The organism is Caballeronia sp., from assembly GCF_028292365.1.
Lineage (GTDB): Bacteria > Pseudomonadota > Gammaproteobacteria > Burkholderiales > Burkholderiaceae > Caballeronia.
The window spans coordinates 1-12,155 of record NZ_JAQGMM010000656.1 but is presented as its reverse complement, the minus strand read 5'-3'; the positions used below and the strand labels follow the sequence as shown (position 1 = coordinate 12,155).

Annotated in this window: 8 protein-coding genes; 3 read left to right on the top strand and 5 right to left on the bottom strand. The window is 61.1% G+C overall.

The genetic code is table 11. From position 1 onward, the window contains the following. The coding region (locus JWR14_RS37850; protein ID WP_299719850.1) for a response regulator at positions 1 to 1,314 on the top strand (1,314 nt) is incomplete at its 5' end. A 28-nt stretch (positions 1,315 to 1,342) separates the two neighbouring features. On the opposite strand, the gene JWR14_RS37845 is transcribed toward JWR14_RS37850, so the two are convergent. Continuing rightward, positions 1,343 to 2,407, bottom strand: coding sequence for a nucleotidyl transferase AbiEii/AbiGii toxin family protein (locus JWR14_RS37845; RefSeq protein ID WP_299719848.1), 1,065 nt, complete (start codon positions 2,405 to 2,407; stop codon positions 1,343 to 1,345). After that, positions 2,376 to 2,795 (bottom strand): DUF6088 family protein, encoded by a 420-nt coding sequence (locus JWR14_RS37840; RefSeq protein WP_299719846.1) that lies wholly within the window; start codon positions 2,793 to 2,795, stop codon positions 2,376 to 2,378. The genes JWR14_RS37845 and JWR14_RS37840 overlap by 32 nt, the downstream gene beginning before the upstream one ends. 349 nt (positions 2,796 to 3,144) lie before the next feature. Between JWR14_RS37840 and JWR14_RS37835 the strand changes: the two genes are divergently transcribed. Further along, the gene (locus JWR14_RS37835) at positions 3,145 to 3,519 is read left to right on the top strand and encodes a VOC family protein (protein WP_299719844.1); all 375 of its coding nucleotides are present in this window, start codon (positions 3,145 to 3,147) and stop codon (positions 3,517 to 3,519) included. A 48-nt stretch (positions 3,520 to 3,567) separates the two neighbouring features. On the opposite strand, the gene JWR14_RS37830 is transcribed toward JWR14_RS37835, so the two are convergent. From JWR14_RS37830 to JWR14_RS37820, 3 genes are all read right to left on the bottom strand, one after another. Beyond that, complete coding sequence (locus JWR14_RS37830) at positions 3,568 to 4,437, bottom strand: hypothetical protein (protein ID WP_299719842.1); 870 nt, start codon at positions 4,435 to 4,437, stop codon at positions 3,568 to 3,570. Between the two features lie 652 nt (positions 4,438 to 5,089). After that, positions 5,090 to 6,157 carry an AraC family transcriptional regulator gene (locus JWR14_RS37825; protein WP_299719840.1) on the bottom strand — a complete coding sequence of 356 codons (1,068 nt, stop codon included), beginning with the start codon at positions 6,155 to 6,157 and terminating at the stop codon, positions 5,090 to 5,092. 496 nt (positions 6,158 to 6,653) lie between these two features. Further along, positions 6,654 to 11,024 (bottom strand): DEAD/DEAH box helicase, encoded by a 4,371-nt coding sequence (locus tag JWR14_RS37820; RefSeq protein WP_299719838.1) that lies wholly within the window; start codon positions 11,022 to 11,024, stop codon positions 6,654 to 6,656. A 293-nt stretch (positions 11,025 to 11,317) separates the two neighbouring features. On the opposite strand from JWR14_RS37820, the gene JWR14_RS37815 reads away from it, so the two are divergent. Next, on the top strand, positions 11,318 to 12,155 hold an 838-nt coding region (locus JWR14_RS37815; RefSeq protein ID WP_299719836.1), incomplete at its 3' end, for a 2-keto-3-deoxygluconate permease.

Here is a 12,155-nt window from a genome sequence, read left to right as displayed (position 1 = left end):
GATAGCCAGCACGCGCGTCTGCAGGCGTTGATCCGCGAAAGCACGACCGGCACTGCCCGCGACGAACTGACGGTGCTGTCGGCCGATGGGGAAACCCCTGTCTATTGCAGCTTCAAGGCGCTCGAAGCCGAACGCGACCAGGACCGCCTGATCTGCGGCGTCATCTCTGATCTCTCGCAGCAACGGCAGATGGAAGCCCGCCTGCACCAGGCGCAAAAAATGGAGGCGGTGGGTCAGTTGACCGGCGGCCTGGCCCACGATTTCAACAACCTGCTGCAAGCCATTCACGGCAATCTGGAACTCGTGAAACGCTCGCCGTCGGACCCCGAGCGCGTGCTGCGCTGGACCGGCAACGCCATTCGGGCCGTCAGCCGCGGCGCCAAGCTCACCGCGCAGTTGCTGGCATTTTCGCGCTCTCAGAAACTCGAATTGAAACCCGTCGGGCTGGCGCAGCTCGTGCACGGCATGGCCGACCTGTTCGACCGCACGCTGGGCGCCGGGATCGACCTGCGACTGGAACTCGGCGACGATGACGCCCTGGTCGTGGCGGATGCAACCCAGCTCGAACTCGCGTTGCTCAACCTGGCAATCAATGCACGGGACGCGATGCCCACGGGCGGCATGCTGCGCATCAGCACGGTAGCGTGGACGATCACGGACGACGCCGATCTCGCCGATGGCGACTACGTGGAATTGAGCGTCGCCGATACAGGCACCGGCATGCCCGCTGATGTCGCGGCCCGGGCGTTCGAGCCGTTTTTTACCACCAAGGAACTGGGTGCGGGAACCGGTCTTGGCCTCGCCCAGGTGTACGGCATCTGCCAGCAGGCGGGCGGCCATGCGCAGATCGAGAGCAGTCCGCGTGGCACGCGGGTGTCTTTGTTTCTGCGGCGTTCACCCGCTGCAGCCGCCGCACCGGACTCGTCGGCGGCGGCAATTGTCAATGCGAGTGACCGGAGTGCGCCGCGGATCCTGGTCGTCGATGACGATCCGGATGTTCGTACCTTCATGGTCGAAACGCTGGTCGCGCTGGGGTATCGCGTGGACTCGGCGGCGGGCGGACGCGCGGCGCTCAATATGATGGCGAGCGATCCACCCGATTTGCTCGTGTTGGACTTCGCGATGCCGCATCTTGATGGCGCTACGGTCGCGAAACTGGCGAGGTCCCAGGGTATGCACATGCCCATTGTCTTCGCGAGCGGTTACGCGGACAGCTCCGCCCTCGATGCCGCGATGGGCAACAATATCTCGCTGCTTCGAAAACCTTTTTCGATCGGGAATTTGTCGGCGGTCGTTGCGGCGGCGCTGGCGTGAGGGGTGGACGTGAGTCTATCTGGTAGTCTTACCGGATAACTGCCTGGGTGGAGAGAAGAGTTTCGGCGACAGCGTTGAAACTCGAGAAGCAAATGTCAAAAGACGGTTTATCTTCTGCAAATAACAGCGGGACGAGCCGCTGATCAAAATTTCTCCTGAGTCCGTCATCCGTAGCAGCACGCGCCAGCGTACGGCGGAGGATCGCATAAGGGTCGGCGTCGAACTCAGGGTTCTGCCCTTCGAATTCCTCCAAGTCTTTCAACACCAAGGCTTCGAACACTTCTCCCGCTTCGTCGACCGCCTCGGGCGAAGATGTATTGATCCGCCACACGTCATAGATGTGGCGAACCAACGCCGTAGCGAAGTCACCGCGTTGATAGCCATCCCAATACCAGGCGCAGCGTCGTAGTAAAGAAAGAACCTTTTCAGCAAGCGTTTCCGCAATCGAAATGCAGAGCACTTGCATACGCTCAATGGATTCGCGGCCAATAAACCGGTCGGCCAGATAGCCAAAATCCAGCATTTGCAGTTCGAGTTTTGGATGCCGGTGTATGAGCTCGACCTTCAGTTGAGGCCTTAACACACCGGAGATATCCCTAAACTCGGGGTTGTAATCGACCGCCAGGCAGTAATAGCGCCGATTGTCGCGCGAGACGGGATTGCTCTCGTCCTCAACAACCGTGAGCGTAAAGCCGATAGATTCAAGTTGATGGCACACCTTGGTCTGGATATCACCAAGCCGCGCCCTGTCGGACTGGCGCTTGGGTAGCGCGTAGCCATCCGGCACTTCCTCAAGTACGACCTTGATATCAATGTCTTCGGACATGCGCTCAATCAGCCCATGCGCCTTGGATAGGCAGGTGCCTCCAGCGAAAACAAGCTGGCTTGCGATATCGACCGTAGCCGGACGCAGGTCACCCTTCTTTTGGCCGGTTCTGTGGGCCGTATGCACAATCCTGATTCGCGACAGTCCCCTTAGCGCGTCAGTGATGTGAACATCTTTTTCTGCCGCTGCAGCAGGCAAATTCCCTAATAGATCGGCAGTTGCAGCTTGCTCAATGTCAGACTTCCACTCGCTTGTGATCGTTCTCATACTTTACGGTTCGACGTCCGACCTGGATTTTGCGGCGGATGCGACGCTTTCCCGTGTTGACGATGCTGTCCATCGGGATTTGGGTCGACCGCCCATTGTTATATTCGCGGGCCAGCCATCCTGGGGTGATCTCAATGCCGAGCTTCCGGAGGGTTTCTGCAGCAATGACTTCGAAAGTTGCCGCTGGAGTTGGCGTACCCGTAAATTTGTTGATTTCAGTTTTCGCAAACACCCCTTTACTAACGCGGACAAGTTTGCCGTCGCTGACAAGCTTCAACAACACCCGTCCAACCTGCGCGGGACTTCCCAGGGGGGCGACCTCGGAGCGAAGTATGACGGGTCCCTTCCTTTGTGAAATCGAACGAACGATTCGATCTTCAAGTTTCATTGCTCCCTCAATTGTGTCAGTAGCGCCTCGAAGTCACTCTAGCACGAAAATCCTGTAAAGTCCCCTTCACACATGGCTTTCAAGCTTCACAGACTGCTCTTTTTAGAGTACACCGTGCACAATGTCTTGACGATCGGACTTTCGACTGGGGAGCCGTGACCAAGTGGCAATGCCCAATGAACCAAGATGAAGAGCGATGAATGTGCGAAGCGCCACTCCTGACAGAAACTGGCAGCAGTCAAGCTTACGATGGGTTCGACTTCAGCACCGGCAGATAAACCCCGGCTCGTTGCTGGATTCCCGGCTTCACACGCCGGCCAGTTCCTTCGACCCTTCGCGAGCACACACCATGACTGATCCCAACTTCATCATCCTGTACGTGGATAACCCGTCCGTCAGCGCCGATTTTTATGCTGATCTGCTCGGCAAAACGCCCGTCGAATCTTCCCCGACGTTCGCCATGTTCATCCTGGAGTCGGGTCTCAAATTGGGATTGTGGTCAAGGCATACGGTCGAACCCGCGTCGCCTGCGGCGGCAGGTGGCGGCGGCGAACTCGCGTTCCCGGTGGACAACAACGACACCGTGCACAGTCTCTTCGCCGATTGGGTCAAGCGCGGCCTGGAAATCATCCAGCGGCCGACAGAAATGGATTTCGGTTTTACCTTCGTCGCGCTGGACCCCGACGGCCATCGTCTGCGCGTTTTTACGCCGTCCGGGCAATAAAACTCCGCCAAGCGACTAGTGCATTTCAAGCGCACGGATGGACGGCGGCTACCACCTGCTCGAGGGCGTGATGGCTTTGGCCGATTTAGCCATGATGCGCATGTGCGGATCGGTTTCATCGAAGGGGCTGTCCCCCCTGCGCCGCGCGTGGTCGAGTTCTTCCGCCAGCCGTTTCGCTTCCCAGTCCCGCTGCCACGCCTCAGCGTTGTTCCGGCGTTCGATCGCGCGCCGCGCTTCGTCTTCGCTATCGATCCACGCGGCGAAGATCGAAAATGCGCGCTCTATGGCTTCGTACTTTTCTGCCGGGCCAGTCACCGAAAACAGCAGGCGATCGCCCTGGCCCGGGTGTTTCCAGTACACGGCAGTCTCACGTGCGCCAACCGGCGCCGCGGTTGCGCTGGTATGTGTATCCGCGTCGATACCCACATCGGACGCCGCCGCCTCACCAGCCCATCGTTCTGAAATCCCGGACACCGCGCCAAGGCTCCCGGCTTTCGGCTCAGGCTGAGGCTCAACCGCCAGCACCCGGAACGGCCATTCGAAACGGCCGGAGCGCAAGCGTTGAAACTCGCCAGGGGCATCAGTCGAAACGAAACGCTTCGCCACTTTCTTGACCGTGAGCGTTCGCGACACAAGATGCAAGGTGAGATCGACACCGCCGCCTGCTACCCGGATTCGGCCCTCGTCTTCGCGAATCTCGGCATTGCATTGCGCCGATGCGTACGACACCCGCCTGCCTTCACGATAACCATGCAGCCAGAGCGCGACGATTACCGCAAGGGATACCGCGACCTGGGCACTCGACTGCGGCGTAGAGGTAAAACCAAAATAAAACGCAACGGCCGCAGCGCCGAACACAAGCGTCTTGACGATACGCCCGAAGGAAGTTTCAGCCTGGAACAATGCAAACAGCCACATGAGTTTTCCCGAGGTCACATTATTTTTGGTTTAGGGTCGAACACGCGGCGGGTTGCATGTCGCTGACATCTCCCGCAACGCGTATTTCGCCTTGAAGCGTCCTGGCGACGCCTTCTCTCTCAGCCGGCGATCCCTGCGCTGCTCAGCATTCAGGCACGGTCGGGCCCGAAAGCGCGGAGACGGCCATTGCATCGCGTTCCGTCCGCTGCCGTGTTGGCGATCGTTGAGACCCGGCATGGTCACAGCCTGTGCGGCGTGGCTGCAGTGATCTACTGGGGTCGCCGCAGTGGCGCTTGATGTGACCGCCCAAGCGTGACGAGCCCTGATATCCGTTCAATGCGGAAGGCGCCCGCGACACGCACCCGGAGCGCGTGGTCTTCCGCCGAAAGCGGCCAGCGGTTCGCAACGCAGTACGACCGCGAAAACACGGGTCTCCTTTTCACCGCCTCCACACGGAGTCGATACCGTCCACGACGCCAGCGTGAAAGTTCGGCAATGATGCCCTCGTCGCATCCCACCTCCCTCTCATTCCGTCCGCTCGTTTCGCCCATTTCGTTCGGCCCGTCGACGAATTGTTTACCCGCTGTTACGGTCCGATTACACCCTCTTTACGCATTCCTTTACGCAGCCTCTACCCATCCTCTTTACGCGCTTAGCCGCCGAGGCTGCGGATCGTCGCAGCGGTCCTGACGCCGACGCCGCGCGCTTCCCCTCGATGGCTCGTGCTGCCGGCCCCAGCGTGGGCGCCGCCGCCCGCCGACACCCTGGCTGCGCGTCCCCTGCGCGCTTCTGTCGGCGTGCAGCCGAATCGCTCCTTGAACGCGCGGTTGAACGTCGATTCGCTCATGAAGCCGACCGCGCAGGCAATTGCGCCAATGAGTTCGCGCGCATGCAGTGGCGATTCAAGCCGGCGCATGGCTTCATCGAGCCGGCGAGCACGTACATACTCCGCCACGCCGCCCATCGGTTCAAAGAGTTCGTAGAGCGCCGTTCTCGACACCTTCAGGATTTCGCGCAGCTTCGCCGGGCCGAGGCCCATATCCGCCAGATTGCCTTCGATAAAACTCAGCGCCTGCGCGCGAATCACCGGCGTCAGGCGCGGGTCGCCGGATTGCTCCCAGCGCTCGGCGCGCCGCAGCACGCACGCCGCGACGAAATCCAGCGTCGCTTCGCCCGCCACGCGTGCCTGCTCGTCGTCCATCGCGCTCGCGACGCTCACCAGGCTGCGCATATGCGAAGCGATCAGCAGGCCGATGGGGTCGGCAGCCTCCCAGGACAAGCCGTGCAGGCGCAACGCGCCGCCCGTGCGCCGGTCGATGGCCTGGCGCGGGATAGTGAGTGTCAGCATGGGCGCGTCGCGAGTGAAGCCGACGTTTTCGACGACGAGGTCGCGCACGACGACCGACCCGAGCGACACCTCCTGGATGTCCCGGCCAAAGGTCGACAGCAGTGTGCCGTCAAGCAGGCAGTGCACCAGGTAATGGTCGATGCCGGAGGTCGCTATCCTGCGGCGGCTGCGCTGAAATTCGACGTCTCCACCCACGACATGCGACATAAGCAGCATTGAACCCAAGGGCCAACTTTCCATCCTCGCGCGAAACGGCACGGACGGATCTTTCGGCCGCTGGATCTCGAAGATGGCGTCGAGTCCTTCGCGCCAGATTTCCTCCGCGTCATTCTCGGGGAAATCGGCACTGTCGAATCTGATGGGTGTGGACATGGCGTTTTTCAGCCTCCATAACAGGGTTCGACTTGATTTTCCACATTTGCCGGGTTCGGCTTTTGGCATTACCCGGCATCACAAAGAAATTAACGGCGTTTCAGCGATAAAACTTTAGCATGGGTTTAAACGACCTGAAGGGAACGAGGAATTGTCGCTATATCCCGATTCGCTCTTTTACTGTCAGCGTCAAGCGGGACAGTGACTTGCAAGATACCGCCGCCCGCCGATGCACGCCAAATCAGGCAAGATGCTGATCGCCAAACGACCATGGAATCGATAATGCGGCCCGCGCGGAAATGCGCGGGAATCGGCGAAGCAGCTTCAACGCCCTGATTAGAACTTTCATTCCACTTGCCTTAAAAAGGGACGGGGTTGTCTTGCTCGCTTGTGATTTGACAATCCGGTTTACCCACGTAATGTCTGGCAAGAAAAGTTAAGCAAGAACATCAACGTTTTATCGAAAGCCTTTATCGTGAACCGACGCTGCTTCTTTTCAGCGGCTTGTCAGGCTTGGCATTAACGCGGAAGCAGGCATTCGGTCAAAGCTGCGCCGGACAAGATGCCAGCGCACGCGCTCTTGCGATTGCGCATCGAGTTCCACCAGGAAACGCGTTTTCCCCGCGATAACCGCCCCAACCGGCAAGCCATCGCAATACAACACGCGATTACCCGGCAGCGCCGGCACTTTCTCCCCGGGCAGCAAGGTGCCGGCGAGATTCAAGGGATCGACCGCGCTTATCGCGATGAAGCTGCCGTCGGCGGGCCGGTTGCGCATCGTGCGTAAAAGCGGCACGGCTTCGGGCAACGCGAACTGCTCGCCCGCCAGACCCGCCACGAATCGGCCGCCGCGAATTTCGCCGCGTGCTTCCAGCCGATGAAAAACTCGCAGCAAGTCGCGCCACGGCGGCAGCCAGTCGGCCTCGCGTTCAAGCAAGCGCCAAAAGATCACGCCGTATCGGCGCAACAGCGTCATGGCGACATGCTCGATCGAGTCGGTGCCGGGCGCGGCGCTGTTTTCAGAGCGGCGCAGCAACGCCCAACGCCCGGCGTCGTCCATCCCCCCAATGAAATGGCTCCGCCCGCCGCGCCGTGGCCGTCGGCCGAAACTGTTGCGGCGCGCGGCCGGCGCGAGCAACGCGCGCAGGCCGGCGAAGCTATCGGCGTTCACCAGCCCCAGCGACACCAGTTCGCCCAGCGCGGTTTCGAGTTCGGTCTCCAGCAGGCGAACGTCCGAACGCAGTTCATCGAAGAACATGGCGCCGTGTTGCGTGAGCGCGTCGAAGACAAGTTGCGCGCGCGATGACGGTTCGGCAGATTGCACCGATTGCATCAGCGGATTCCACGCCGCCAGGTTGCGACGCGGCAGCAGCACGATCGGCGTGGTGCGCACCGGACCGCCCGAACTGCGCGAACGAGCGCCCGGACGGCTCCAGACAACCTTGCCGGAGCGGCATAGATTGTCGAGCCAGGTCATCGAATAGGCGCTCAAACGTGCAGGCAGGATCTCATCTTCCCACGCGACCGCAGGCGCTTCGTAGCCCTCGAGTTGTTCGATCGCGAGCATCAGCGCGTCGTGACCGTCGCCATGCGGATCGGCCTTGGCATCCGCGCTGACGTGTTGCCAGTCGAACAGGAAACGCATGAAATCCTGCAACTCGACCGGCTCGATTTCGCGCCGCAAACGCCGCACGGTGTATCGATGAATACGCGCCAGCAGATGTCGTTCGCACCACTCTTCGTCGGTTGCAGCCGGCGTGAAGCGGCCGCGCATCACGTAACCTTCAGCTTCGAGGCGGGTCAATGCGAGCGCCACCGGCGAAACCGGCACCGCCAAAGCGCGAGCAATAACAGGCGCGGACAGAGGACCAAAGCCGCTCAGACGCGCACGCACGATCTCGACGAGCGCATCGTCTTCGGTCCACGCTTCATCGAAACCGGGAAGCGGGGTCAGCGGCGGCTGCATCGGCGCGACGGGATGAACAGCGCGCAAGCATGTCAGGCGCTCGACAGGCACCCATAACCCATCTGCCGATGTCACCTGCAAACGCGTCGCGCGCCCAGACGCCGCGAGTTGTTGCAGCCACGCTGGCCAGCCATCGTTCGCGTGAGACTCGGCGTCAGTGATGCATGAAAGCCCCGACAGCGCCTCGTGCATTTCATCAGCGTTGCGCACCGTTGGCCACGCTTCTTCGCGCACGCCGGCGATCGCATCGGCGTCGAGCGCGCCCAGGTCGTCACTCGATTGCGGATCGGTCCAGCCTCGTGCAAGCACGGCCTGAGTACGGCGTTCCTCGATAGGGGCATCGTCGAGAAAGGCGTAAGGACGCGCCGATAAAACCTCAGCCGCCAACGGCGACGGCGCGGGCAAATCGCGCGTGACGAGCCGTACGTCGCCACTCTCTATGCGCCTCAGCAGTGCGAGCCAAGCGTCGCAATCCATGGCGTCGTGCAGGCAGTCATCGATCGTCTGATCGACCAGCGGATGACGCGGCACGTCACGCTCGCCCACCACGTTTTCGACGCACGCCACTTGATCGGGAAACACCGTTGCGAGCAGGTCCTCGCTCTTCATGCGCTGCAATTGCGGCGCGACCCGACGGCCTCCTGCGTAGCGCGGCAACGCGAGCGCGTTGGTCGCGTTCCAGCGCCAGCGCACGCCGAACAGCGGCGCGTCGAGTAGCGCCTGGATCAGCATGTGTTCCGCGGTATTGGAATGGAGATACCGCCAGACTTCATCGAGCGGAAAACTGTGACTGCCCGTCAGCGACAGGACAATCGCGTCTTCGGTCGCCGCGGCCTGTAATTCGAAGTTGAATGTGCGGCAAAAACGCTTGCGCAGCGCGAGGCCCCACGCGCGGTTCACGCGGCTGCCGAACGGCGCGTGAATCACGAGTTGCGTGCCGCCGGAGGCATCGAAGAAACGCTCCATGACTAACACGTCCTGGGTCGGGAGAACGGAAAGCGCAGATCGCGAACGCGCCAGATAATCCACGATCTGCCGCGCCGCTTCTTCACCGATACCGGTTTGATCAGCCAGCTTGGTGATCGTGATGTCGAGTGAGAATTCGCACAGCCACGCGTCCACTTGCGCATGCAAACGCGCGATCGCCGCCGACAATTCATTGCTCCGTCCGGGCGCTTCGCCGAGCCAGAACGGAATGTTCGGCGGCTGGCCATGCGCGTCTTCCACGCGCACTCGGCCACCCTCAACGCGCAGGATCTTGTACGACGCATTGCCGAGCTGGAACACGTCGCCGGCCAGGCTTTCGACCGCGAAGTCCTCGTTGACCGTGCCAATCTGCAAGCCTTGCGGTTCTAGTAATACCGCGAAGTCGGCATTATCCGGAATTGCTCCACCCGATGTCACCGCCGTCAGCCTGCCACCACGCCGGCCGCGCAAACTACGCGCTACCACATCCCGATGCACGTACGCCCCACGCACACCGCGCCGACTCGTATAACCCTCGGCAAGCATCCGCAGAACTGCGTCGTACTGCGTCCGATCAATCGATGCATACGGCATCGCATTGCGCACAAGTTCGAAGAGCGCGTCCTCGTTCCACTCACGGCACGACACTTCGGCGGCGATCTGCTGCGCGAGGACATCGAGCGGCGCCTGGGGAATATGCAGCACGTCGAGTTCACCGCGTGCCACGCAATCGAGCAGCGCCGCGCATTCAATGAGATCGTCGCGCGACTCCGGAAAGAGCCGCCCTTTCGGCGTACCGCTTACCTGATGCCCCGAGCGCCCGACACGCTGCAAGAACCCGCCGATCGATCCCGGCGAACCGAGTTGACAGACCAGATCCACATCGCCGATATCAATCCCGAGTTCCAGCGAAGCCGTTGCAATCAGCACTTGCAACTCGCCGCGTTTGAGCCGCTGCTCCGCGTCCAGCCGCTGCTCTTTCGCGAGACTGCCGTGATGCGCCGCGACCGCGGGTTTGCCAAGCCGCTCGGTAAGGTGGCGCGCGACCCGCTCGGCCATCCGGCGTGTGTTCACGAACACGAGCGTGGTGCGATGCTGCGCGATGAGATCGGCGAGGCGGTCATACACACGCTCGCGCACATCGTTCGACATGATGGCTTCAAGCGGGATAGGCGGCAGTTCGAGCGCGAGATCGCGCTTCCTCACATGACCGACATCAACGATCGAACACGCCCGGTTGCCGGTCAGGAATTGCGCGACGAGTTCGATCGGCTTTTGCGTCGCCGATAACCCGATCCGCACCGGCGCTTCGTGCCCATGTTCAACGCACAACGCGTCGAGGCGTTCGAGACTCAGCGCGAGATGAGCGCCGCGTTTGTTGCCGGCGACGGCATGGATTTCATCGACGATTACCGTACGCACCGTCGACAACATCGTGCGGCCGGAATCGGAACTCAGCAGCACATAGAGCGATTCGGGCGTGGTAACGAGAATATGCGGCGGGCGCTTTTTTACTGCATTGCGCTCCTGGGGCGTGGTGTCGCCGGTCCGCACGGCCGCGCGAATCTCGACAGGCGGCAGGCCCATCTGTTCCAGCTCGGTAGAAATGCCAGCGAGAGGTTCCTGCAGGTTCACACGGATATCGTTGGAAAGCGCCTTGAGCGGCGAGACGTAGACCACGGTCGTCTCGTTGGGTAGCGGCTTATTGCTCGCCAACGCTTCCCGAACCAGTTCATCGATTGCTGCAAGGAACGCCGTCAGCGTCTTGCCCGAGCCGGTCGGCGCGGCCACGAGTGTCGAACTGCGGGCCTTGATCAGCGGCCAGGCGCGCTTCTGCGCCTCCGTGGGTGCAGGAAAATGCCGGCTGAACCAGGCCGCGACGGCCGGATGGAAGCCGTCGAGCGAATTGGAAGTCGATAGTTTTTCAGCGGTCATATTGCTAGTTTATTAGCGGTCGGGAAAGCATGTTTGATCGCGTTTGGCGCGGGAGGAACAGTGCGCCGCAGACGCCCGAACGACACATTTTTTGCTGATTCACTGATCTGCCGAGAACAGCAATGGATGGACGGCCGTCGGTGGCCCTCATGACAAATGATCAGATCGATCATCGAAACGATCAGTTTGCGCATTTCTCAAGACGGGATTACACTTCTTTTTGACTGTTTCAATCAAACACGTGATCGATTCGAGCATTGAACTCGGATTCGCTCGTCAAACAGGAGACCCGTATGGCCCAGCTTCCCATCAAGCGCTCAATCGAGCGTGTTCCCGGCGGCATGATGATCGTGCCCTTGCTCATCGGCTCGTTAGTCGCGACTTTCCTTCCAGGCATGCCCAAGTTCTTTGGCTCGTTCACCAGCGCGCTTTTCACCGGCGCGCTGCCGATCCTGGCCGTGTTCTATGTATGTATGGGTGCAAGCATCGACGTCAAGGCGACCCCTTATCTGCTGAAGAAAGGCGGCGCGCTGTTCGCGGCGAAGATCGGCTCGGCGATTGTCGTAGGTATCGTCATGGGGCATTTCCTTGGGGAGCAACCCATCTCGTCTGGCCTGTTCGCCGGCATCTCGACGCTCGCAGTGGTCGCTGCGATGAACGATACCAACGGCGGCCTCTACATGGCGCTGATGGGGCAATACGGGAGGTCCGAAGATGTGGGCGCGTACACGATCATGTCGCTGGAATCGGGACCGTTCCTGACGATGGTCACGCTCGGCGTCGCGGGGCTCGCCGCGTTTCCCTGGCCTACGCTTGTCGGCAGTATTTTGCCGCTCGCGGTCGGCATGCTGCTTGGCAACCTGGATCGCGAAATGCGCGACTTCCTTGCGCGCGCGGTGCCCGTGATGATCCCGTTCTTCGCGCTTGCGCTGGGAGCGAGTCTTGACCTGCATAAAGTATGGCAAGCAGGCTTGCTTGGCATCGGACTGGGACTGGCGGTAGTAGTCCTGACAGGAATTCCACTGTATTTCACCGATCGCCTGTCGGGCGGCACAGGCGTGGCCGGCGTGGCGGCGGCCAACACGGCAGGTAATGCGGCGGCGGTTCCCGCGCTGATCGCGGCGGCGAATC